The sequence below is a fragment of the Streptomyces sp. NBC_01276 genome (assembly GCF_041435355.1).
Taxonomy (GTDB): Bacteria; Actinomycetota; Actinomycetes; order Streptomycetales; family Streptomycetaceae; genus Streptomyces.
In genome coordinates this window covers 5050109-5074093 of record NZ_CP108442.1, presented here as the reverse complement: position 1 = coordinate 5074093, position 23985 = coordinate 5050109, and the positions used below count along the sequence as shown (strand labels likewise).

The following is a 23985-nucleotide window of genomic DNA, read 5'->3' as shown; positions in this document are numbered from 1 at the left end:
GGCCAATCCCCGCTGATTGGCCCGCCCGGCCGAGCGGTTCCGCCGGGGGCGGGGCGGCTCCGCCGGGGGCCGGGACCCCGCCAGAGGCCGGTCCCCTCAGGGGGAGCGGCGGATGAGGAGGAGGGCGCGGTCGTCGTTGACGTCCTTGGCCACCTTCTCGATCAGGTGCCACGCCGCGCCCTCCCACCCCGCGGCGACGTAGCGGTCGGCCTCGCCCGTGAGGCGGTCGATGCCCTCGCTGATCTCTCGCTCCGCCGTCTCGACGAGCCCGTCGGTGAACAGCATCAGGACGTCGCCCCGCCGCAGGTTGCCCCGGGCCGGGGTGAACTCCGCGCCGTCGTAGACGCCGAGCAGCGGTCCCTCCCCGGTGACCTCCCGCCAGCGGCCGGTGCCGGCGGAGAGCTGGAGGGCGGGGAGGTGGCCGGCGGAGAGCAGTTCGTAGTCGCCGGTCTCCAGGTCCAGGACGAGGTGGATGGAGGTGGCGAAGCCCTCGTCCCAGTCCTGGCGCAGCAGGTAGCCGTTGGCGGCGGGGAGGAAGTCCCGGTGCGGGAGGGCGCCGAGGAGGCCGCCGAAGGCCCCGCTGAGCAGGAGGGCCCGCGAGCCCGCCTCCATGCCCTTGCCGGAGACGTCGGTGAGGACGATCTCCAGGGTGCGGCCGCCGTCGGTGCGGGCGGCGACCACGAAGTCGCCGGAGAAGGACTGGCCCCCGGCCGGCCTCAGGGCCATCTCGCGGTGCCAGCCCCGCGGCAGGGCGGGCAGCTTGCTCTGGACCCGGATCCGTTCGCGCAGGTCGAAGAGCATGGTGCCGCCGCGCCGCCAGGGCACGCCGACGCGGCTGCGGAACTGGGCGATGACCAGCCCGAAGAAGCCGCAGGCGGCGACCACCAGGACGGTTCCCGGGGTGACCCGGGCGGGCCCTTCGGTGTACGGGCCGAGCACCAGGGCCTCGACGATCAGGGCGGTCGCGGAGGCGGCGTAGAGGGCGATCAGGCTCGCGGGCCGCAGCAGCAGGCCACCGGCCACGATGGGCAGGACCAGGGCCGACGGGGAGAACCAGACCGGCAGCATCATGGTGCCGCAGGCGATGGCGGGGACGGTCAGCAGGAGTCCGGCGAAGGCGAGCCAGTCGGAGGCGTCGCCGCGGAAGTAGTCGACGGCGGATTTGCGCAGCGCTGTGCGGGCCCGGTGCCACAGCATGCGCGTCCGGGCCATGAGCGTCTCCACACGTGCTCCGGCCATTGCATCGGGACCCTATCCATCCTGGCTGTGCCCGCGCAGGGGTACCCCCGGACCACGTGGCCTTCGACGGTCGAAAACACTTCGACCGCGACGGAATGCCCTGGTAAGGATGATCACATGGCTCTTGAGATGCGCGTTTTGTCAATGGATGACTGGGACGTCTGGTTCGATCATCTGGAACTGGCGTTCGGCGGCGTGCCCGAATCCCCGCAGCACCGCAAGACCTTCCGGTCCCTGACCGAGCCGGAACGTTCACTCGGCGTGTGGGACGGTGAGAACTGCGTCGGCTCGGCCTCGGCCTTCAGTTTCCGGCTCTCGGTGCCGGGCGGCGGCGCGCCGGTTCCGGCGGCCGGCGTGACGATGGTGGGCGTCGCCCCGACGCACCGCCGCCACGGGGTGCTCACCTCGCTGATGCGGCGCCAATTGGACGACGTCCGTGCGGGTGGCGAGCCGATCGCCGTGCTGACGGCCTCGGATCCGGCGATCTACGGACGCTTCGGCTACGGCACCGCCACCTACGCCCTCTCCGTGGACGTCGACACGACCCGGGTGCGACTCTCCGTGCCCCCGGGGACGGACGACGTACGGCTGCGCCTGGTCGACCCGGAGAAGGCCCTGCCCGACTGCGAGCGGGTCTACGCCCGGCTGGTCGCCCGGCGTCCCGGCATGCCGGCCCGGCAGCCCGGCTGGGACCTCAAGACGCTGCTCGACCCGGAGGGGCACCGGGGCGGGGCCTCGCCGCTGAAGTGCGTGGTGGCCGAGGACGCGGACGGCGAGGTCGTCGGATACGCCCGTTACCGGGTCGCGCCGGACTGGGAGCAGAGCGGCTCGGACGGCAAGGTCCAGGTCCAGGACGTGGACGCGCTGCACCCGGCGGCGTACGCGGCGCTGTGGCGCTACCTCTTCGGGATCGACCTCACCTGGAGCGTGCGCGCGTTCGGGCGGCCGGTGGACGATCCGCTGCTGCACCTGGTCAGCGACATCCGGCGGATCCGGACGCGGCAGCGGGACTCGCTGCACGTGCGGCTGGTGGACCTGCCGGCGGCGCTCGGTGCGCGGGCCTACGGGGCCCCGCTGGACGCGGTCCTGGAGGTCGAGGACGCCTTCTGCCCGTGGAACGCGGGCCGGTGGCGGCTGACGGCGGGCGCGGACGGCGCGGTGCGGTGCGAGCGGACCGAGGACGGGGCGGACCTGGCGCTGTCGGTCCGGGAGCTGGGCTCGGCGTACCTCGGCGGGATCACCCTGGCCTCGCTGGCGGCGGCGGGCCTGGTGCGCGAGCTGCGTCCGGGCGCCCTGACGCGGGCTTCCCGCGCCTTCGCCGGGGACGTCGCGCCCTGGCTCCCGCACGGCTTCTAGGGTCGCCCAGGGCGGGACGGGAGGCCGGGGGGCTGGGTTCGCCCGCAGCGGGACGGGAGGCTTCCGGGTCCGCCGCAGCGGGACGGGAGGCCGCGGGCGGTCAGCGGGACTGGCAGCCGGGGCACCAGAAGAGGTTGCGGGCGGCGAGGCCGGCGGTGCGGATCTCGCTCCCGCAGACGTGGCAGGGCATGGCGGCGCGCCGGTAGACGTACACCTCGCCGCCGTGGTCGTCCACGCGCGGCGGGCGGCCCATCGCCTCGGGCAGGTGCTCGTCGCGGACGGTGTCGATCCGGTTGTTCCGCACGCCCTCGCGCATCAGCGCCACGAGGTCGGTCCAGATCGCGTCCCACTCGCTCCGCGCGAGGTCCTTGCCGAGCCGGTACGGGTCGATGCCGTGCCGGAAGAGGACCTCGGCTCGGTAGACGTTGCCGACGCCCGCGACGACCTTCTGGTCCATGAGCAGGGCGGCGACGGTGGTGCGGGAGCGGGAGATCCGCCTCCAGGCGCGGTCCGGGTCGTCGGCCGGGCGCAGCGGGTCGGGGCCGAGCCGGTCGTGTATCGCCTTCTTCTCGCCCTCGGCGACGACGGCGCACGCGGTGGGGCCGCGCAGGTCGGCGTAGTGCTCCTCGTTCAGCAGCCGCAGCCGGACCGTGTCGGTGGCCGGAGGGGCCGGGGCGGGGCCGAAGCCGAGCTTGCCGAAGAGGCCGAGATGGATGTGGATCCAGGCGTCGCCGAGTTCCAGGAAGAGGTGCTTGCCGTGGGCCTCGGCGCTCTCCAGCTCGCGCCCGTCGAGGAGGGCCGCGCTCTCGGCGAACCGGCCCTGGGGGCTGCTGACCCGGACCGTCCGGGCGGCGAAGCGCTCGGTGTGGTCCTGGGCGAGGCGGTGGATCGTATGCCCCTCGGGCACGGCACTGCTCCTACGTCCGGGTGGGTCGCGCCGCCGGACGGGGTCCGGCGGCGCGGCGGCTCACCGATGAACCTGCCTACTGGTCCTGCGGGTGGTGGGCGGGGATCGGGGGGAGCTCGCCGGTCTGCTCGTAGGCGGTGAGCATGTCGATGCGGCGGGTGTGGCGCTCCGCTCCGGAGTACGGGGTCTTCAGGAAGGCGTCGATGAAGGCGACGACCTCGTCCTGGGTGTGCATGCGGCCGCCGACGGAGATGACGTTGGCGTTGTTGTGCTCGCGGCCCAGCTCGGCCGTCTGGACGCTCCAGGCCAGGATGGCGCGGATGCCCTTGACCTTGTTGGCGGCGATCTGCTCGCCGTTGCCGGAGCCGCCGATCACGATGCCGAGGCTGTCCTCGTCCGCGGCGGTCCGCTCGGCGGCGCGGAGGCAGAAGGGCGGGTAGTCGTCCACCTCGTCGTAGATGTGGGGCCCGCAGTCGACGGGCTCGTGGCCGTTGTTCTTGAGCCAGTCCACCAGGTGGTTCTTGAGCTCAAAGCCGGCATGGTCGGATCCGAGATACACGCGCATGGGTCGAGTGTGGCACGAGGGCTCTCGAAGATCCTCAGAGGGTGTCGCGTATGTCACTTCTAAACCTCAAGTAAACCCAAAGAACCCAGACGGGACGGGTCGGGACCTTGATCCCGACTTCCGGGCCTCAGGCAACTATCGGAGGAAGGTCTTCCGCACTGGCCGGAATTCGGGTTTGAATGCCGCAACTCGAAACCCGAGAACCTAAGGAATCGTCCATGAGCACCACGACGACCCTTCAGAAGGCAGGCGACCCGACCGGTGAACCCGGATCCGCCAAGCCCTCCGACGGTCTGAAGGCCGGTCTCAAGAACCGGCACCTGTCCATGATCGCCATTGGCGGCGTCATCGGCGCCGGCCTCTTCGTCGGCTCCGGCGGAGGCATCGCCAAGGCCGGTCCGGCCATCCTCCTGTCCTACCTGCTCGTCGGCGCCATGGTCGTCTTCGTCATGCGGATGCTGGGTGAGATGGCCGCCGCGAGCCCGAACTCGGGCTCCTTCTCCGCCTACGCCGACCGGGCGCTGGGCCGCTGGGCCGGCTTCTCCATCGGCTGGCTCTACTGGTTCTTCTGGGTCGTCGTGCTGGCCGTCGAGGCCACCGCGGGCGCGAAGATCCTCGAAGGCTGGGTCCCGGCCGTCCCGCAGTGGGGCTGGGCCCTGATCGTCATGGCGGTCCTGACCGTCACGAACCTCGGCTCGGTCGCCTCCTACGGCGAGTTCGAGTTCTGGTTCGCGGGCATCAAGGTCGTCGCCATCGGCGCCTTCGTGATCGTCGGCATGCTCGCCGTCTTCGGCGTGCTGCCGGGCTCGGACAACCCGGGCGCGGGCTTCGCACACCTGACGGACACCGGCGGCTTCATGCCGAACGGCTGGGGCTCGGTCCTCACCGGCGTGCTGATGGTCGTCTTCTCCTTCATGGGCAGCGAGATCGTCACCCTGGCCGCCGGCGAGTCCGAGGACCCGCGCCGCGCCGTCACCAAGGCCACCAACTCGGTGATCTGGCGCATCGGCGTCTTCTACCTGGGCTCGATCTTCATCGTCCTCACGCTGCTGCCGTGGAACGACAAGTCGATCGTCGACAAGGGCTCCTACGTCGCCGCCCTGGACTCGATCGGCATCGCGCACGCCGGTCAGATCATGAACGTGATCGTCCTGACGGCCGTCCTGTCCTGCCTGAACTCGGGCATGTACACCGCCTCGCGCATGGCCTTCTCGCTCGGTGAGCGCGGCGACGCGCCCAAGGCCTTCGCCAAGGTCAGCAAGCGGGGCGTGCCGGTGGCCGCCATCCTCGGCTCGGTCGTCTTCGGCTTCGCCGCGGTCTACTTCAACTACACCTCCCCCGACACGGTCTTCAACTTCCTGCTGAACTCCTCGGGAGCGATCGCGCTCTTCGTGTGGCTGGTGATCTGCCTGACCCAGCTGCGGATGCGCGGGATCCTGATGCGCGAGGCGCCGGAGAAGGTCACGGTGAAGATGTGGCTCTTCCCGTACCTGACCTGGGCCACCGCCGCGATGATCACCTTCGTCCTGGGCTACATGGTCTACGACAAGGACAACCGCGAGACCGTCATGCTCTCGCTGCTGGTCGCCGCCGTCGTCGTGGTGATCGGCGTGCTCCGCTCGGCGCTGCGCCGCAAGGACGCCGTCGAGGCCGTCGCCGACGCCTCCGTCGACGCCTAGCCTTCCCGGCACACACACGGCAGCCCCGGACCGCGCTCGCGGTCCGGGGCTGCCGTGCAGGGGAGCGGTACGGGGCTCAGCCCCGGCGGCCCGCCAGCTTCCAGGCGGCCGGCAGGGCGCCCATGGCGAGCGCGGCCTTGAGGGCGTCGCCGATCAGGAACGGGACCAGACCCGCCGCGACGGCGGCGCTCAGGGACATGCCGGTGGCGGCCATCAGGTACGGCACGCCGACCGCGTAGATGACGGCCGAGCCCAGCACCATGGTGCCCGCGGTGCGCGGCACCGAGCGGTCGGCCCCGCGCCGCGCGAGCGCGCCGACGACGGTGGCGGCGAGCAGCATGCCGAGCACGTAGCCGAAGGAGGCACCGCCCGCGCCGGAGGTGCCGCCCGCGAACCACGGCACGCCGGCCATGCCGACCAGGGCGTACAGGGCCAGCGAGAGGAAGCCGCGGCGGGCGCCGAAGGCGGTGCCCACGAGCAGGGCGGCGAAGGTCTGGCCGGTGACCGGGACGGGCGAGCCGGGAACGGGGACCGAGATCTGCGCGGCGAGGCCGGTGAGCGCGGCTCCGCCGACGACGAGCGCGATGTCGCGGACGCGGCTCGCGGGCAGCAGGTCGGCGAGGACGGCGCCGGGCCGGAAGGAGACGGAAGCAGTGCTCATCGGGGGGGCTCCGCGGGGTGGTGATCGACAGGACACCGTGAGGCTACGGCGGGCCGTGGCGCCGCCCCACCGCCGGGCGGGACAAAGGCATACTCCCCGGTTTGGTGGAGACCGGACAAAGTCCCGCCCCTACACCCGAGTCGGAGTGATCCTCGTCACGGGCCAGATTCGACCACACGTCCTTTTTGCTCCTGCGGGTGTCCTCCGGCGAGACTGTAGGTTCCCGCCAATCCCCCGTGCAGCCGCCAGCGCCGCTTGGCCGACCGAGAGTACGAGCATCTCCTCATGCGCGACCACCTGCCCGACCCGAACGTCACCGGGGGCGACCTGCCCCCGGAACCCCTCAGCCACAGCCTCAAGCAGCGCCACCTGACCATGCTGGGCCTCGGCGGCGTGATCGGCGCCGGGCTCTTCGTCGGCTCCGGCGCCGGCGTCGGCATCGCCGGACCCGCGATCATCTGCTCCTACCTGCTCGCGGGCGTCCTCGCGATGCTGGTGATGCGGGCGCTCGGCGAGATGTCGGCCGCGATGCCCGCCTCCGGTTCCTTCTCCGTGTACGCGGAGAAGGCCCTGGGACGCTGGGCCGGATTCTCGGCCGGCTGGCTCTACTGGTTCCTGCTGGTCGTGGTGCTCGCCGTGGAGGCGACCGGCGCCGCGAAGATCGCGAACGGCTGGGTCCCCTCGGTCGACCAGTGGGTGTGGGTGCTGATCTTCATGGTGGTCTTCACCGTGAGCAACCTGGCGGCCGTGAAGAACTTCGGCGAGTTCGAGTTCTGGTTCGCGGCCCTCAAGGTCGGGGCCATCGTCCTGTTCCTGGTCCTGGGTACCCTGGCGATCTTCGGCATGCTCCCCGACACGGATCCCGTGGGCGCGGCCAACCTGACCGGCCACGGCGGCTTCTTCCCGGCCGGCTTCGGCGGGGTGGTCGCCGGCATGCTCGCGGTGATCTTCGCCTTCGGCGGCCTGGAGGTCGTCACGATCGCCGCCGCCGAGTCGGACGACCCGGCCCGCTCGGTGGCCCGCGCGGTGCGCAGCGCGGTGTGGCGCATCCTCTTCTTCTACGTCGGCTCGATGCTGGTCATCGTGACCCTGCTGCCGTGGGACTCGCTGAAGCCGGGCGAGAGCCCCTACGTCGCGGTGCTGGACTCCATCGGGATCCCGGCCGCCGGGCAGATCATGAACATCGTGGTGTTCGTGGCGCTGCTGTCGGCGCTGAACGCCAACCTCTACGGCTCCTCGCGCATGGTGTTCTCCCTGGCCGAGCGCGGCGAGGCGCCCGGGGCCCTGCTGAAGGTGTCCGGCGGCGGGGTGCCGCGCCGGGCGGTGTTCGCCTCGGTGGCCTTCGGGTTCGTGTCCGTCGTGCTGAACCTGCTGTGGCCGGACACGGTGTTCCTGTACATGCTCAACGCGGTCGGCGCGGTGCTGCTGTTCGTGTGGGCGCTGATCGCGGTCTCGCAGCTGCGGCTGCGCCGGATCCTGGAGCGGGAGATGCCGGAGCGGCTGACGCTTCGGATGTGGCTGTTCCCGTACCTGACGTGGGCGGCGCTGCTGGGGATGGCGGCCGTGCTGGTGCTGATGCTGTTCGACGACTCGGCGCGGCCGCAGCTGCTGTGGTCGTCGGGTGCGGCGGCCGCGGTGCTGCTGGTGGCGTGGCTGCGGGAGGTGCGCGAGCGCCGGGCCGGGACGGTGGCGGCCGACAGGGCGTAGCCCCGCGCGCGTACGCCCGTCCCCGCGCGGGGACGAGCGGATACCGGGACCCCCGTGCCGTGGCGCGGGGGTCCCGGGCGTCCTCAGGTGCGCAGGTAGGAGGCTCCGTTGACGTCGAGGACGGTGCCGGAGCTCCAGAGCGCCGCCGGAGAGGCCAGGTAGAGCACGGCGGAGGCGATCTCGGCGGGGTCCGCGACCCGGCCGAAGGGGCTCTGGGCGCGGATCGCCTCGCCCTCGGGGCCCTCCAGGCGGCCGGCGACCCGTTCGGTGGCGACGAACCCGGGGGCGACGGAGGCCACCGCGATGCCGTGCGGGGCCAGGGAGACGGCCAGGGACTGGCCCAGCGCGTGGAGCGCGGCCTTGGTGGCTCCGTAGGCGGGGTGGTCGGGTTCGCCGCGGAACGCGCCGCGGGAGCCGACGTTGACGATGCGGCCGCCCCGGCCGGCTCCGATCATGCGGTGGGCGACGCGGTGGCTCAGGTGGGCCGCGCCGAGGAGGTTCACGTCGACGGTGCGCCGCCAGGCCTCCTGCCAGGCCTCCCAGGAGGTGTCCGCCAGGGGGTGCCCGACCATCACGGCGGCGTTGTTGACCAGCACGTCCACCCCGCCCAGGGCCGCGTCGGCCTCGTCCGCCAGCTCGGCGACGCGGGCCGGGTCCGCGAGGTCCGCGGCGAACAGCGCGTGCCCTTCCCCCTCCAGTGCGGCGAGGGTCTCCTCGGCCTCCGCCCCGCGGGCGGAGCAGTGCACGGCGACCCGGTCGCCCTGCGCGGCGAACGCGGCGGCGATCGCCCGCCCGATGCCCCGGGAGGCGCCGGTGACGAGGACGCCCCGGCCGGTGGCGGGCAGTGGTGTCGCGGTCCGGTCCATCGTGCGGCCCCTCTCGGCGCGTTGCCGGGCGCGGCCCGCCCGGTCTGCCGCGAGCGTACGGACGTGATCACGATCCGTGAATCGTCCGTCCGCATACCGGACACGAAACGTCCGGTGAGCGGACACTCGGCACACTGGGGCCCTTCGCACCAACCCCCGCACACGCCGCACACCGGACAGGCACACCCCCATGAGCCAGAGCAGCAGCACCCTCGCGCCGCCCCCAGGGCAGCAGGCCCCCGCCGGATCCCCCCTGGGCAACGGCCTCAAGCAGCGCCACCTCTCGATGATCGCCCTCGGCGGGGTCATCGGCGCCGGGCTCTTCGTGGGCTCGGGCGCCGGGATCGCGGCGGCGGGGCCCTCGATCGTGCTCGCGTACGCCGTCTCCGGGCTGCTGGTGATGTTCGTGATGCGGATGCTCGGCGAGATGTCCGCCGCCAACCCCGCCTCCGGCTCCTTCTCGGTGCACGCCGACCGGGCGATCGGCCCGTGGGCCGGCTTCACGGCGGGCTGGATGTTCTGGATCCTGCTGTGCGTGGGCGTGGCCATCGAGGCGATCGGCGCGGCGCACATCATGACGGGCTGGTTCCCCGGCACCCCTTCGTGGATGTGGGTGCTCGTCTTCATGGCCGTCTTCTGCGGCAGCAACCTGGGTGCCGTCTCGCGCTTCGGGGAGTTCGAGTTCTGGTTCGCCGCCCTGAAGATCGGGGCCATCGCCCTCTTCCTGGGCCTGGGCACCCTCGCCGTCCTGGGCCTGCTGCCCGGCACCTCCTCCCCGGGGACCGCCAACCTGGTCAGCGACGGCGGCCTCCTGCCCAACGGGGTCGACGGCCTGCTGGTCGGCCTGCTCGCCTCGGTGGTCGCGTACGGCGGACTGGAGACGGTGACCATCGCCGCCGCCGAGTCCGACGACCCGGTCAAGGGCGTGGCCAAGGCCGTGAAGACCACCATGTGGAGGATCGCGGTCGTCTACGTCGGCTCGATGCTGATGATCGTGACCCTGCTGCCCTGGAACGACCCCGCGGTCACCGAGGTCGGCCCCTACGCCGCCACCCTGGACCACCTGGGCATCCCGGCCGCCGGCGAGATCATGAACGTGGTCATCCTGATCGCCCTGCTCTCCGCGATGAACGCCAACATCTACGGCTCCTCGCGCATGGCCCACTCCCTCGTCGCCCGGGGCCAGGGCCCCAGGGCGCTGGGCAAGGCCACCGGCGGGGTGCCGCGCCGGGCGGTGCTCGCCTCCTGCGGCTTCGGGTTCGTCACCGTCCTGCTCTCGTACTGGTATCCCGACACCCTGTTCGCCTGGCTGCTGAACATGGTCGGCGGGGTCATCCTCGTCGTCTGGGGCTTCATCGCGGTCTCCCAGTTCGTGCTGCGCCGGCGCCTGGAGCGGGAGGCTCCCGAGCGGCTGGTCGTGAAGATGTGGGGCTTCCCGTACCTGACCTGGGTGGCGCTGGCCGGTGTCGCCGCGGTGCTGGTGCTGATGGCCCTGGGCGAGGACACCCGGGTGCAGGTCCTGTTCACCGGCGGGCTGACCGTGGCCCTGGCCGCGACCGGGTACCTGGTCCAGCGGCGGGCGGCGGCGCGCGAAGACTCCGTCCGGGTGTAACACCCCCACCCGACGGCACGTCAGAGGCCGGGCTCATGCGATCGCATGAGCCCGGCCTCCGGCGTTCCGGAGGTCCGCTCAAGAGAGGCGACCCTTACTCGAAGCACAGAATAGATACTGCTAGCGTGCAGTTGCGCATTAATTGCAATAAGCGATTGGCACGCCGAGGGGACCGGACACACGCATGGCCATCTACACGCTTCCTGAGCTTCCTTACGACTACGCGGCGCTGGAGCCGGTGATCAATCCGCAGATCATCGAGCTGCACCACGACAAGCACCACGCGGCCTACGTCACGGGCGCCAACACCACGCTGGAGCAGCTGGAGGAGGCCCGGGACAAGGAGAACTGGGGCGCCCTCAACGGCCTGGAGAAGAACCTCGCGTTCCACCTCTCCGGCCACATCCTGCACAGCATCTACTGGCACAACATGGCCAGCCCGAAGACCGGCGAGGGCGGCGGCGAGCCGACCGCGGCCGACGGGCTGGGCGACCTGGCGGACGCGATCACCGAGTCCTTCGGCTCCTTCGCGAAGTTCAAGAAGCAGCTGACCTTCGCGTCCTCCGCGACGCAGGGTTCCGGCTGGGGCGTGCTCGCCTACGAGCCGGTCAGCGGCCGGCTGGTCGTCGAGCAGGTCTACGACCACCAGGGCAACGTGGGCGTCGCCAGCACGCCGATCCTGGTCTTCGACGCCTGGGAGCACGCCTTCTACCTTCAGTACAAGAACCAGAAGGTGGACTTCATCGAGGCGATGTGGAACGTCGTCAACTGGCAGGACGTGGCCGGGCGCTACGCCGACGCCAAGGCGAACACCCCGCTGCTGATCCCCGCCAAGGGCTGATCACACCCGCAAGCCCGTCCGCCTCGTGATCGTCTTCTCAACCTTCGCGTGCGGGCGTGTCCAGCAGAAGACCCCCGCGAGGACGTGACTCGCGGGGGTCATCCGTGTTCGCCGGGACTACTCGAAGGACGGGCCCCGGGTACGGGTCCGCTTGAGCTCGAAGAAGCCCGGGATGGAGGCCACGAGCAGGGTGCCGTCCCACAGCCGCGCGGCGTCCTCGCCGCGCGGGGCCGGGGTGACGACCGGCCCGAAGAAGGCGACGTCCTTGCCGTCGGCGCCGGGCACGGAGATCACCGGGGTGCCGACCTCCTGGCCGACCCGCTCGATGCCGTCCTCGTGGGAGGCGCGCAGCTCCGCGTCGAAGGTGTCCTTCAGGCCGAACGCGGCGAGCTCCGCCGGCAGACCGACCTCGGCCAGCGCCTCGGCGATCACCTCGGGGGTGTTGCCGCGGCCCTCGTTGTGGATGCGGGTGCCGAGCGCCGTGTAGAGCTTGCCGGTGATCTCCTTGCCGAACTTCTGCTCGGCGGCGGTCACCACGCGCACGGGGATCCAGGCCTGGGGGCCGAGCATCTCGCGGTAGGCCTCGGGCAGCTCGTCGAGCTTGTTCTCGTTGAGCACGCCCAGGCTCATCACGTGCCAGCGGACCTCGATGTCGCGGAGCTTCTCGACCTCCAGCACCCAGCGCGACGTCATCCACGCCCAGGGGCACAGCGGGTCGAACCAGAAGTCGACGGGGGTCTTCTCGCGCACCTGCGTGTCGGCCATGTCTCTCCTCAAGTCAGCCAAAGCGTTGCTCACCGGCCATCCCCCTGGCCAACCGGGCCGGGCCCGCGCTCATTCCCCCGTGGGAGGATTCGAACCGAAGACCACGATCACGCACGAAGGAGTGCACGTGCCCGGAGAGAACCTGTCCCGAGACGAGGCCCGCGAGCGGGCCGGACTGCTGTCCGTCGACGGGTACGAGGTGGCCCTCGACCTGAGGTCCGCCGTGGACGAGGCCGAACCGGTCGAAGGCCCCCGGACCTTCCGCTCGGTGACCACCATCCGCTTCCGGGCCGCGACGCCGGGCGCCTCCTCCTTCGCGGACCTGATCGCCCCCTCGGTGAACTCCGTCACGCTCAACGGCCGCGCCCTCGACCCGGCCGCCGTCTTCGACGGGGCCCGGATCACCCTGGAGGGGCTCGCCTCCGAGAACGTCCTGGTCGTGGATGCGAACTGCGCGTACAGCCGGACCGGCGAGGGCATGCACCGCTTCGTGGACCCTGAGGACGGCGAGGTCTACCTCTACACGCAGTACGAGCCGGCGGACGCCCGCCGGGTGTACGCCAACTTCGAGCAGCCCGACCTGAAGGCCCCCTACCGCTTCGAGGTCACGGCGCCCGAGGCCTGGCAGGTGTGGAGCAACGGCGCGGAGGAGTCCCGCGAGGGGCAGGTCCGGCGCTTCGCCGAGACCGCGCCCATCTCCACGTACATCACCTGCGTGGTGGCCGGGCCGTACCACTACGTGACGGACACCTACACCCGCGGGGACCTGACGATCCCGCTCGGCGCCATGTGCCGCAAGGGGCTGGCGAAGCACTTCGACGCCGACGACGTGTTCCTCGTCACCAAGCAGGGCTTCGACCTCTTCCACGAGATCTTCGACTACCCGTACCCCTTCGGGAAGTACGACCAGGCCTTCGTCCCGGAGTACAACCTGGGCGCGATGGAGAACCCGGGAATGGTCACCTTCCGCGAGGAGTACATCTTCCGCGGGAAGGTCACCCAGGCGTCCTACGAGCGGCGCGCGAACGTCATCCTGCACGAGATGGCGCACATGTGGTTCGGCGACCTGGTCACCATGAAGTGGTGGGACGACCTGTGGCTGAAGGAGTCCTTCGCGGACTTCATGGGATCCTTCGGGCTCGTCGAGGCCACCCGCTTCGACCAGGCGTGGGTCACCTTCGCCAACAGCCGCAAGGCGTGGGCGTACCGGGCCGACCAGCTCCCCTCCACCCACCCGGTCACGGCCGACATCCGTGACCTGGAGGACGCCAAGCTGAACTTCGACGGGATCACGTACGCCAAGGGCGCCGCGGTCCTCAAGCAGCTCGTGGCGTACGTGGGCCGGGAGGCGTTCCTGGACGGCGCGCGGCGCTACTTCAAGGCCCACGCCTACGGCAACACCACCCTGGACGACCTGCTGTCGGTGCTCGGGGAGGTCTCCGGGCGGGACATGGCCGAGTGGTCGCGGGCCTGGCTCCAGACGGCCGGCGTGAACGCGCTCACCCCGGTGGTCACCACGGACGCGGACGGCCGGATCACCGAACTGGCGGTGCTCCAGGAGGGTGACGAGCTGCGCCCGCACCGGGTCTGCGTGGGCCTGTACCGGATCGAGGCGGGCACGCTGGTGCGCTACGCGCGGGCCGAGGCGGACGTGGCCGGGGCGCGGACGGTGGCCGCGGAACTGGCCGGGCTGGACCGTCCCGACCTGGTCCTGGTCAACGACGAGGACCTCACCTACTGCAAGATCCGCTTCGACGAGGCCTCCCTGGAGACGCTCCGCGGCCACCTCGGCGACCTCACGGACCCGTTGGCGCGGGCCCTGTGCTGGTCGGCGCTGTGGAACCTGACGCGCGACGCGCTGATGCCGGCCCGGGACTTCCTCGCGCTGTTCCTCGCCCACGCCGGCCGGGAGACCGACGTCGGCGTGCTCCAGATGCTGCACGGGCAGGCGCTGAGCGCGGTCACCCACTACGCGGCGGACGGGCGGCGCGAGCAGAGCGGCCGGGACCTGGCGGCGGGTGCCCTGCGCGAGCTGCGGCTGGCCGAGCCGGGGTCGGAGCACCAGCTGACCTGGGCCCGGTTCTTCGCGGCGAGCGCCGCGACCGAGGGCGACTTCCAGCTGCTGCTGGGCCTGCTCGACGGGACGGCCCGGATCGACGGACTGGACGTCGACCAGGAGCTGCGCTGGGACTTCCTGCTGCCGCTGGCGGCACACGGGTCGGTGGACGAGGGCGTGCTGGGCGCCGAACTCGCCCGCGACGACACGGCGTCGGGCAAGCGGCACCAGGTGCGGTGCCTGGCGGCGCGGCCGTCGGCGGCCGTCAAGGACCAGGCGTGGGCGGCGGTCGTCGAATCGGACGCGCTGTCGAACGCGCTGGTCGAGGCCACCATCGACGGGATGCAGCAGCCCTCGCGGCGCGACCTGCTCGCCCCGTACGCCGACCGGTACTTCGAGGTGATCGAGCGGATCTGGGCGCAGCGCTCGATCCAGATCGGGATCCACGTGGTGAAGGGGCTCTACCCCATGCTGCAGGACTCCCCGGCCACGGTGGCGGCGACCGACGCCTGGCTGGCCGGTCACCCGGAGGCGGCGCCCGCGCTGCGGCGGCTGGTCCTGGAGTCCCGCGACGACCTGGCCCGCGCCCTGCGCGCCCAGGCCCGCGACGGCGCCTGACCCCGGCCGTCGGCGGGGCCGGTCTTCCGGCCCCGCCGACGCGGCGACAGGCGACGCGGCGACAGGCGAGGGCACGTCATCGGCAGTCGAACGCCCGTACTTTAGCCCCGTCTTGTCCGGATTTGCCGACGAACGTGTAACAGGCGTTAGCAAGGCCATGGCCTGAGGGAATCACCGCGTCATGAACCAGAACGCACCCCTCCCCCTGGCCCACCTCACCGCCAGCCGCCCCCGCGTGCTGACCCTCGCGCAGCTGCGGGAGCACGGCGTCAGCGCCGCCGAGGCCGCCGGGCGTCCCTGGCAGCAGGTGCTGCCCGGGGTGTTCCTCCTGCACTCCGGCCCCGCGACGAGCGAGGAGCGGCTGCACGCCGCCCTGCTGTACGCGGGCCGGCGCGGCGGCGAGGTCATGATCACCGGGCTGGCGGCGCTCGCGCTCTACCGGTTCTCCGCGGCTCCCGCCCTGCTCGGCCTCTCGCACATCGACGTCCTCGTGCCCGGCACGCGCCGACTGCGTTCCACCGGCGACGTCCGGATCGTCCGCGCCCACACCCCGCCCCGGCCGCTGGAGGTGACGGGCCTGCCCGTGGCCCCGGTGGCGCGGGCCGTCGCCGACGCCGTCGCCCAGCTCTCCGACGCCGACGCCGTACGCCGCCTGCTGAGCGAGGCCGTCCGCGCCGGTCACTGCGAACCGGCGGCCGTCGTACGGGAGCTGACCGTCGCCCGGCTGCTGAACCGGCCGCACGTGGTGGACGCGGTGGAGGCCCTGCTCGCCGAGGGCCGGGCCATCGCCGAGGACCGGCTGTACCAGCTCGTCCGGGGCTACGAACTCCCCGAGCCCGTCTGGAACGTGGACCTGCGGCTGCCCGGCGGCCCGCACCTCGGTGGTGTGGACGCCTACTGGCCCGAGCAGGCCGTCGCCATCGAGATCGACACCCGCGCACCCCGCCAGGGCGAGGACGAGGACTGGGCCGAGGCCGTCCGCAAGCGGGAGACCCTGGAGCGCCTCGGGGTGACCGTGCTGCACCTGACCCCGCGCAAGCTGCGCGACTGGCCCGAGCAGCAGGCCGCGGTCGTCCGGACCGCCCTGACGGCTTCCGCCGACCGCGAGCCCGCCGCCTACCTGGTCGTACTGCCCCGGTGAACCGGCGGGTTGGCCGGCGAGTACTCCGGGGCGCTCCAGCGCAGCCGCCCCGGATGCAGGCCCTCCACCACCGCTTCGACGGTGAACCGCACCCGGCGCTCCCCGGCGCCGCCGAACTCGGTCCGGGCCCGCCCGCTCAGCTGGAGCAGCGCGCCGCTCTCCCACTGGGGGAAGAGCAGCCCGGCCCGGTCGTCGGCGACGAGGTTGCCCAGGGTCAGGAACATCGCGTTCCCCGGATAGTCCGGCCAGGCCAGCTCGGTCGGCGAGAGCACCTCCACGAAGCCCGGCATGCCGCCCCGGTGGCTCGCGTCGGCCCCCTCCGCCCCCGCCGTGGTGGCGATGAAGAAGGTGTCGGCCGCGCGGACCGCCCGTTCCTGGCCGGGGGTGAGCGCCGGTCCGCGCCACAGGACCCCGGGCCCTTCGGCCACCAGCTCCAGCGGCTGCCGCTTCTGGAGGTACTTCGGGCAGTTGGAGAAGACCCGCTCGGCCTCGACCGCGAACCCGCCGGCCGTCACTGCCAGCGACCCGCCCAGCCGCATCCGGCGCCGGGTGCGCGGATCGAGCGCGATGGTGCCGACCCGGGTGCCGGCCACGGCCAGCGCCCCGGCCAGCGGATCCCCGTCGGGCAGGCCGCCCGAGACGGTGATCCGGCCGCGCCCCTCGGCCCGTACGAAACCGGGCGGCCCGGTGAGCATCGAGGCCCACAGCCGGCCCTCCCCGTCGGCCGCGCCGGCCACGAGGTGGGGCTGCCCGGCGAGGAAGGCCGCGGCGACGTCCCGGATGCCGCTGCCGATCGAGCGGCCGACGTGGTCGGCGAGGTCGCGGACTCCGACCCGTTCCTGCACTGCCAGCGAGCCCCGGTGGTACGTGTCCATGGCGACTCCCCTTCCTTGAGGGCCTACAAGCCGTGAGGGCCTAGAAGAACCCGCAGGTCGGAGCGCCTGCGGTCGGGGCGGGAGCACCCTCGGCACCGGTCGGCACGGAGATCTCCAGCCGGGTCCCGTCCGGGTCGTGGAAGAAGATCCCGCCGGAGGCGGCGCCCTCGCGGTGGGCGACGACGCCCTCGTGGGCGAAGTCGACGCCCAGGCCGCGCAGCCGGTCCTCGTACGCCCGGACCTCCTCGATCGCGCCGGCGGAGAAGGCCAGGTGGTGCAGTCCGGCGGCCTGCGGGGCGTACCGGTCCCGCGCCTGCTGCCAGAGGGTGAGGACGAGCTCCCCGTCGCGGCCCAGGAAGGCGAAGCGGCGGCCGTCCTCCTTGCCCTCACCGAGGAGCTCGAAGTCCAGGGCGTCGCGGTAGAAGGCGAGCGAGCGGTCCAGGTCGGTGACGTTGAGGCCCACGTGGCCCGTGCGGAGCGTGCCGACGGTGGTGGCGGTCATGAGGGTTCCCTTCAGTGGTCCTAACCTTCTAAATCGAGATTAGAGGTTAGACATCCGGGCGTCAACCGGTCACGTACCCTTGAGGGGTTAGCGGCGCGAGGAGGCGGACATGACGGCAGTACCGACGACGGACCCCCGTCCGCTCACCGGGGAGCCGCTCGCCCTCGACCTGGTGAACACGCGCTGGATGCCGGAGGGCGTGCCCACCGACCTCTTCGCCGGGGCCTTCGGTCTGAGCCGGCTGGAGGGGCTGGCCCTGTGGCTGCGGAGCACGGGGCTGGACGGCCGCTTCCGCGCCGACAAGTCGACCCTGGTCCACCTGCTGACCGCGCGCGAGGCCCTCGCCCGCGCCGTCACGGACCCGGCCGACGCCGGCGCCCGCGAGCTGATCGACGCCGTACTGGAGCACGGCCGCATCCGGGCCACCCTCACGGCCGAAGGTCCGGGCGAGCGGGCGGAGTTCGACGACCCTTCCTGGGGGCCCGCCTGGACCGCGGCCCGCGACTACCTGGAGCTGCTGCGGTCGGCGCCCGACCGGATCCGCAAGTGCGCCTCGGAGACGTGCATCCTGCACTTCCACGACACCTCGCGCAACGGCACCCGGCGCTGGTGCTCCATGGCCGTCTGCGGCAACCGCGCCAAGGCCTCGCGGCACTACGCGCGCACGCGCGAGCGCTGAACGGTCGGAATCTGTCACACCCGTCATGAGACGGAGGCCCGCGCCCCACTCCGCGCGAGGCTGGAAAGTCGACAAGTCGACTCGTATACCGCTGCGAGTCGCCCCGCCTTGCCCCGGCATGTCCCTACTGGCGGGTAGTACGCACTGGCGAGAGTCCGCCATGTCAGGTCTCGGTCAATAACAACCCTCCCCAAACAGCTGTCACTTGCGCAAAGCTGACCGGTCATCCGGCACCGAATTCCGGACCGTATCTTTCACTTAGCCAGGGATGCTGATGACCCTCGACTCCCCCAGCTCCACCACCGGGGCCATACCCGGCGCGCGGCGTGCCGCCCGCGTCGCGGCGGCCGCGGGCCTGGTGGCCGCCCTCTGCGCCACCGGCGCCGTCCCCGCCTTCGCGGCGGCCGGCGATGACCCGCGGAACACCCCGCCGGTCAAGTCCGCCGACCAGAAGCTCGGTTCGGTCGACGCCGAGCTGCTCCAGGAGGCCAAGGCCAAGGGTGACGCGACCGTCACCGTCATGGTCGCCACCGCCCCCGGGCAGACCAAGCAGGTGGCCGACCAGCTCGACGCCGTCCACGGCGCCTCGGTGGGCCAGACGTACGACAAGCTCGGCTACGTCCGCGCGACCCTGCCGACCGACAAGGCCGAGGCCGCGCTCAAGGCCGCCGCCAAGCTCGAATCCGTACACGGCATGGACCTGCGGCAGGAGATCCAGCTGCCGGACCCGCGCCCCGACGCGGGCAAGGACGCCGGCTCGGTCAAGAAGACCGCCGACGGCTCCTTCCCGGGCCCGGACAAGAACACCCCGGCGAAGAACCCGTACAACCCGTCCTTCGAGACCGGCGCGGTGGACTTCGTCCAGAAGAACCCGCAGGCCGACGGCCGCGGCGTCACCATCGGCATCCTGGACTCGGGCGTCGACGTCGCGCACCCGGCCCTCCAGAAGACCACCACCGGCGAGCGCAAGATCGTCGACTGGGTCACCGCGACCGACCCGATCCTGGACAACGACGCCACCTGGCGCCCCCAGGTCACCCCGGTCACCGCCGCCGGCGGCACCTTCGCCGCGGGCGGCCAGAACTGGAAGGCGCCCGAGGGCAACTTCCAGTGGAGCCGCTTCAGCGAGTCGATCACCGCCACCGGTGACATGAAGGGCGACGTCAACCGCGACGGCGACACCACCGACAAGTTCGGCATGCTGTACGACCCGGTGGCCGGCACCGTCCGCGTCGACACCGACCAGGACGGCGACTTCACCAACAACGAGCCGATGAAGCCGTACAAGGACGGCTACCAGGTCGGCTACTTCGGCACGGACAACCCGGCGACCGACGTCGCCGAGCGCATCCCGTTCGTGATCCAGATCCGCAAGGACGTCCCGATGGACCCCTTCGGCGGGGACTGGGTGGGCAAGAAGGCCGACTTCGTCAACATCGGCATCATCGAGTCGGAGCACGGCACGCACGTCGCCGGCATCACGGCCGCCAACAGCCTCTTCGGCGGCAAGATGAACGGTGAGGCGCCCGGCGCCAAGCTCGTCTCCTCGCGCGCCTGCTCCTGGTCCGGCGGCTGCACCAACATCGCGCTGACCGAGGGCATGATCGACCTCGTCGTCAACCGCGGCGTGGACATCGTCAACATGTCCATCGGTGGTCTCCCGGCGCTGAACGACGGCAACAACGCCCGTTCGGAGCTGTACAAGAACCTCATCGACACCTACGGCGTCCAGCTCGTCATCTCGGCGGGCAACGAGGGCCCCGGCGTCAACACCATCGGCGACCCCGGCCTCGCGGACAAGGTCATCTCCGTGGGCGCGGCGGTCTCCAAGGACACCTGGGCGGCCAACTACGGCTCCGGCGTGTCGAAGAAGTACAACATGTTCCCCTTCTCCTCGCGCGGTCCGCGTGAGGACGGCGGGTTCACGCCGACCATCACCGCCCCCGGCGCGGCGATCAACACCACCCAGACCTGGCTGCCCGGCAGCCCGGTCAAGGAGGCCGGCTACAACCTGCCGGCCGGTTACTCGATGCTCCAGGGCACCTCGATGTCCTCGCCGCAGGCGACGGGCGCCAGCGCCCTGCTGATCTCGGCCGCCAAGCAGCAGAAGATCGCGCTGACCCCGGCGAACCTGCGCGTGGCGCTGACCAGCACCGCGAAGAAGATCGACGACGTCCCGGCGCACGCCCAGGGTGCCGGTCTCATCAACATCGTCGACGCCTGGAAGTCCATCCAGCGCGGCGCGAAGGCCGAAGAGTTCACCGTCAAGGCCCCGGTCGACACCGCGCTCGACCAGTTCCTGAAGACCCCGGGCTTCGGCACCGGCCTGTACGACCGCGAGGGCGGCCTCAAGGTCGGCCAGAAGAAGGTCTACGACGTCGTCGTCACCCGCACCACGGGCGTCAAGTACGGCACCCGGCACAACCTGAGCTGGCGCAACAACGACGGCACCTTCAAGGTCGTCGGCGGCTACGACTACGTCACGCTCCCGCTGAACAAGCCCGTCACCATCAAGGTCGAGGCCAACGTCAAGTCGGCCGGCGTGCACAGCGGCATCCTGCAGCTCGACGACCCGACCACCGAGGGCATCGACAAGCAGGTCCTGGCCACGGTCGTCGCCTCCACCCCGCTGGCGAAGCCGTCGTTCACGCTGTCGGACACCTCCTCCGTGCAGCGCAACAGCCACAAGTCGTACTTCGTGACCGTCCCGCAGGGCGCCAAGACCCTTGAGGTCGCCCTCGGCGGTCTGAAGCCGGGCAGCCAGACCCGCTTCATCTCGATCCACCCGTACGGCACGGGCGTCGAGGACAGCGCGACCACCCAGTGCTACCCGAACTACGACAACCCGGCGAACACCTGCCGCCCCGACCTGCGCTCGTACGCCGACCCGCAGCCGGGCGTCTGGGAGATCGAGGTCGAGTCGCGCCGCACGTCGCCGCTGCTCGACAACCCGTTCAAGCTGGACGTCTCGGTCCTCGGCGCGGGCTTCGACCCGGCCGTCAAGGTCCTCCCCGAGGTCAAGCAGGGCACCCCGGCGCCGGTCCAGTGGACCGTGAAGAACGACGGCGCGGCCATCTCCGGCGGCACGCTCCAGGGCGGCCCGCTCGGCTCCGCGAAGGTCGCCAAGCCGACCATCGCGGCCGGTGAGACGCAGACCACCGAGGTCACCGTCGGCGAGGGCGTCTCCCGCCTCGACGTCGCCATCGGCAAGACCTCCGACACCGCCGCGGACCTCGACCTCGAGGTCTACAAGGACGGCGTCAAGGTCGCTTCCTCCGCCGACGGCGACTCCGAGGAGGCCGTGAGCCTGGCCAAGCCCGCCGCCGGTACGTACACCATCAAGGTGATCGGCTACGCGGTCCCGTCCGGCTCCACCACGTACGACTACCGCGACGTGTACTTCTCCTCCGCCCTGGGCTCCGTCCAGGTCGACGAGGCCGCCAAGGTGAACCTCGCCACCGGCGCCTCGGCGAACGTCTCGGCGAACGTCCTGGTCAGCAGCGCGGCCCCCGAGGGCCGTCAGTTCTTCGGCCAGGTCCAGCTGCTCAACGCCCGCGGCACCGCCGCCGGCCTCGGCAGCGTGCAGATCGAGAAGGTCCTCCCGTAACTCCCTCCGGGGTGTGACGGCATGACGGAGGGGCGGGCGCCCGCATCGGGCGCCCGCCCCTTCGCCGTACCCGCCCCCTCGGGCCGGGGCCGCGCTACCTGCCGATCGAGCTCAGATCCTGCGCGTAGGTGCCCACCGCGTGGGCGATGACGGGGTGTCGTACACGAAGGCGGCGGAGGCCGCGCGCCCCGGGGTGCCCGCGGCGCGGTTGCCGCCGTTGGCTTCGGCGATCTGCTGGAACCTCGCCGGGTGGCGGTAGGCCCCGCGGGCGGTGACCTCCTCGACGAGCCCGGCCCCGTGCCGGTCGCGGTGGTCGTGGGCCGTCGGCCGACGCCGGACCGGCGGCGGTGACGGATGTCCCGCACGGTGTTCTCCCCGAGGCGGGCGTTCCGATGTCTGGTACGCACTGTCCGGAAAGCGGACACGACAGAGCGGACGCTAACCGGCCTTGACCAGGCAAAACGGATGTCCGGGGGCCCTGCAACACGCCCGTCACGGACTCGCCACACCGGTTCACATCCCGGACACCGTCCGCAGCTCGGACAATGGATTGGACAATCCTCGTGGGGTCGAACGCATGATGGCCTCACGCGCGCCCGCGCCTACGTACCAAGAGGAGTCACCGTGAGGGTCGGAATCGTCGGAGCCACCGGACAGGTCGGCGGAGTCATGCGCGGCATCCTGGCCGAGCGCAAGTTCCCGGTGGACGAGCTGCGGCTGTTCGCCTCGGCCCGTTCGGCGGGCTCGACCCTGGAGTGGGAGGGCCGCGAGATCACCATCGAGGACGCCTCCACGGCCGACTACTCCGGCCTGGACATCGTGCTCTTCTCCGCCGGCGGCTCCACCTCCCGGGCCCTCGCCGAGAAGGTCGCCTCCCAGGGCGCCGTCGTGATCGACAACTCCTCCGCCTGGCGCGGCGACCCCGAGGTCCCCCTCGTCGTCTCCGAGGTCAACCCGCACGCGATCAAGAACCGCCCCAAGGGCATCATCGCGAACCCGAACTGCACCACGATGGCCGCGATGCCCGTGCTGCGCCCCCTGCACGACGAGGCCGGCCTGACCGCGCTGGTCGCCACCACCTACCAGGCCGTCTCCGGCTCGGGCCTGGCCGGCGTGGCCGAGCTCAAGGGCCAGGCCTGCGCGGTCTCCGAGGCCGCCGACCAGCTGACCTTCGACGGCGGCGCGGTGGACTTCCCGGAGCCCGCCGTCTACAAGCGCCCGATCGCCTACAACGTGGTCCCGCTCGCGGGCAACCTGGTCGACGACGGCTCCTTCGAGACCGACGAGGAGCAGAAGCTCCGCAACGAGTCCCGCAAGATCCTGGAGATCCCGGAGCTCAAGGTCTCCGGCACCTGCGTGCGCGTCCCCGTCTTCTCGGGTCACTCCCTGCAGGTCAACGCCCGCTTCACCCGCCCGCTGAGCGTCGAGCGCGCCTACGAGCTGCTGGCGGACGCCCCCGGCGTCGAGCTGTCCGAGATCCCGACCCCCCTCCAGGCGGCCGGCAAGGACGCCTCGTACGTGGGCCGCATCCGCGTCGACGAGACGGTGGACAACGGCATCGCGCTGTTCCTGTCGAACGACAACCTGCGCAAGGGCGCCGCGCTGAACGCCGTCCAGATCGCCGAGCTCGTGGCCGAGGAGCTGCGCCAGGGCTGATCCGGGCCCCGGGCGCGGGAGGGGCGGGTGCCGTACGGCGCCCGCCCCTCCCCCGTTTCACGGCCGCCGCACCTCGTAGAGGAAGCAGCCGTACTCCACCGCGCGGACGTGCACGAGGGCGACCTCCGGGTCGTCGAAGGCCTCGGCCAGCGCCTGCCGGACGACCGCGTCGGGTTCCTCGCCGAGGTCCAGTACGCGGCCGCCGAGGATCCGGCCGCCAGCGTCGTAGCGCCGGGCGACGCGCAGTGCCCCCGGCGTCCCGAACGGCAGGCCGCCTTCTCGCGGCGGACCCGCGCAGGGGGCGGCGTGCACGAACACCGGCCCCTGCTCGTCGTACGCCCCCGGATCCACGCCGGCCCCGGCCGCCCAGCGGCGCAGCGGCGCGTAGGAGACCAGGGCGATGCGCTCGCCCGCCCGGCTGCGGCGCAGGCAGCAGCGCAGCGGGGCCCCGCCCTCCGGGTCCTCGTACGGCAGGCAGGGCCGGCCCGCGTCGTCGCGCCGGCGCAGCTCGGCGAGGACGTCGGGGGTGAGGGGGCGGGGCAGGACGGCGGGAGGGGGTCCGGCGGCGCGGACCGTGGAGGAGGTCATGGCTGCGATCGTGCCCCGTCCGGTCCGACGGGGCTGGCGGGAATCGGACCTCGCGTTCGCCCGTG

The 23985-nt window shown here is 71.9% G+C and carries 19 protein-coding genes; 10 read left to right on the top strand and 9 right to left on the bottom strand.

The window, feature by feature from the left end; translation table 11 throughout:
* Positions 1–96 precede the first annotated feature (96 nt).
* Positions 97–1239, bottom strand: a complete 1143-nt coding sequence (locus tag OG295_RS22685) for a PP2C family protein-serine/threonine phosphatase (RefSeq protein WP_371678529.1) — start codon at positions 1237–1239, stop codon at positions 97–99.
* A gap of 117 nt (positions 1240–1356) precedes the next feature.
* Here OG295_RS22685 and OG295_RS22680 point away from each other — a divergent pair, with 117 nt between their 5' ends.
* Positions 1357–2595: a GNAT family N-acetyltransferase gene (locus tag OG295_RS22680; RefSeq protein ID WP_371678528.1), complete on the top strand. Its 1239-nt coding sequence runs from the start codon at positions 1357–1359 to the stop codon at positions 2593–2595.
* 100 nt (positions 2596–2695) lie between these two features.
* Here OG295_RS22680 and OG295_RS22675 read toward each other — a convergent pair whose 3' ends face one another.
* Positions 2696–3502, bottom strand: coding sequence for an Fpg/Nei family DNA glycosylase (locus tag OG295_RS22675; RefSeq protein WP_371678527.1), 807 nt, complete (start codon positions 3500–3502; stop codon positions 2696–2698).
* A gap of 76 nt (positions 3503–3578) precedes the next feature.
* On the bottom strand, positions 3579–4067 hold the full coding sequence (locus tag OG295_RS22670) for a ribose-5-phosphate isomerase (RefSeq protein WP_266839030.1): 489 nt from the start codon (positions 4065–4067) through the stop codon (positions 3579–3581).
* A 218-nt stretch (positions 4068–4285) separates the two neighbouring features.
* Here OG295_RS22670 and OG295_RS22665 point away from each other — a divergent pair, with 218 nt between their 5' ends.
* Positions 4286–5746: an amino acid permease gene (locus tag OG295_RS22665; RefSeq protein WP_371678526.1), complete on the top strand. Its 1461-nt coding sequence runs from the start codon at positions 4286–4288 to the stop codon at positions 5744–5746.
* A gap of 76 nt (positions 5747–5822) precedes the next feature.
* On the opposite strand, the gene OG295_RS22660 is transcribed toward OG295_RS22665, so the two are convergent.
* A complete protein-coding gene (locus OG295_RS22660; RefSeq protein WP_371678525.1) occupies positions 5823–6407 on the bottom strand; it encodes a biotin transporter BioY in 585 nt (194 codons plus the stop codon).
* 285 nt (positions 6408–6692) lie between these two features.
* Here OG295_RS22660 and OG295_RS22655 point away from each other — a divergent pair, with 285 nt between their 5' ends.
* Positions 6693–8114, top strand: a complete 1422-nt coding sequence (locus OG295_RS22655) for an amino acid permease (RefSeq protein WP_371678524.1) — start codon at positions 6693–6695, stop codon at positions 8112–8114.
* Between the two features lie 83 nt (positions 8115–8197).
* Here OG295_RS22655 and OG295_RS22650 read toward each other — a convergent pair whose 3' ends face one another.
* Positions 8198–8980, bottom strand: coding sequence for an SDR family NAD(P)-dependent oxidoreductase (locus OG295_RS22650; protein ID WP_371678523.1), 783 nt, complete (start codon positions 8978–8980; stop codon positions 8198–8200).
* 190 nt (positions 8981–9170) lie between these two features.
* Between OG295_RS22650 and OG295_RS22645 the strand changes: the two genes are divergently transcribed.
* Positions 9171–10592 carry an amino acid permease gene (locus OG295_RS22645; protein WP_371678522.1) on the top strand — a complete coding sequence of 474 codons (1422 nt, stop codon included), beginning with the start codon at positions 9171–9173 and terminating at the stop codon, positions 10590–10592.
* A 184-nt stretch (positions 10593–10776) separates the two neighbouring features.
* Positions 10777–11433 (top strand): superoxide dismutase, encoded by a 657-nt coding sequence (locus OG295_RS22640; protein ID WP_371678521.1) that lies wholly within the window; start codon positions 10777–10779, stop codon positions 11431–11433.
* Positions 11434–11550: 117 nt separating this feature from the next.
* On the opposite strand, the gene OG295_RS22635 is transcribed toward OG295_RS22640, so the two are convergent.
* Positions 11551–12198, bottom strand: a complete 648-nt coding sequence (locus tag OG295_RS22635) for a DsbA family protein (protein WP_266839040.1) — start codon at positions 12196–12198, stop codon at positions 11551–11553.
* 127 nt (positions 12199–12325) lie between these two features.
* On the opposite strand from OG295_RS22635, the gene pepN reads away from it, so the two are divergent.
* Both pepN and OG295_RS22625 read left to right on the top strand, forming a co-directional pair.
* Complete coding sequence (gene pepN / locus OG295_RS22630) at positions 12326–14872, top strand: aminopeptidase N (protein WP_371678520.1); 2547 nt, start codon at positions 12326–12328, stop codon at positions 14870–14872.
* Positions 14873–15053: 181 nt separating this feature from the next.
* Complete coding sequence (locus OG295_RS22625) at positions 15054–16013, top strand: hypothetical protein (RefSeq protein ID WP_371678519.1); 960 nt, start codon at positions 15054–15056, stop codon at positions 16011–16013.
* On the opposite strand, the gene OG295_RS22620 is transcribed toward OG295_RS22625, so the two are convergent.
* Entirely contained in the window at positions 15989–16888 is a 900-nt protein-coding gene (locus OG295_RS22620) for a pyridoxamine 5'-phosphate oxidase family protein (RefSeq protein ID WP_371678518.1), read from the bottom strand. The genes OG295_RS22625 and OG295_RS22620 overlap by 25 nt on opposite strands.
* Before the next feature lie 40 nt (positions 16889–16928).
* Entirely contained in the window at positions 16929–17390 is a 462-nt protein-coding gene (locus OG295_RS22615; RefSeq protein ID WP_371678517.1) for a VOC family protein, read from the bottom strand.
* Positions 17391–17499: 109 nt separating this feature from the next.
* Here OG295_RS22615 and OG295_RS22610 point away from each other — a divergent pair, with 109 nt between their 5' ends.
* From OG295_RS22610 to OG295_RS22600, 3 genes are all read left to right on the top strand, one after another.
* On the top strand, positions 17500–18069 hold the full coding sequence (locus OG295_RS22610; RefSeq protein WP_366455549.1) for a CGNR zinc finger domain-containing protein: 570 nt from the start codon (positions 17500–17502) through the stop codon (positions 18067–18069).
* A gap of 274 nt (positions 18070–18343) precedes the next feature.
* Positions 18344–21676 (top strand): S8 family serine peptidase, encoded by a 3333-nt coding sequence (locus OG295_RS22605; RefSeq protein ID WP_371678516.1) that lies wholly within the window; start codon positions 18344–18346, stop codon positions 21674–21676.
* A gap of 624 nt (positions 21677–22300) precedes the next feature.
* Entirely contained in the window at positions 22301–23332 is a 1032-nt protein-coding gene (locus tag OG295_RS22600) for an aspartate-semialdehyde dehydrogenase (protein ID WP_371678515.1), read from the top strand.
* A 57-nt stretch (positions 23333–23389) separates the two neighbouring features.
* On the opposite strand, the gene OG295_RS22595 is transcribed toward OG295_RS22600, so the two are convergent.
* The gene (locus OG295_RS22595; protein WP_371678514.1) at positions 23390–23920 is read right to left on the bottom strand and encodes a DUF1203 domain-containing protein; all 531 of its coding nucleotides are present in this window, start codon (positions 23918–23920) and stop codon (positions 23390–23392) included.
* Between the last annotated feature and the right edge of the window lie 65 nt (positions 23921–23985).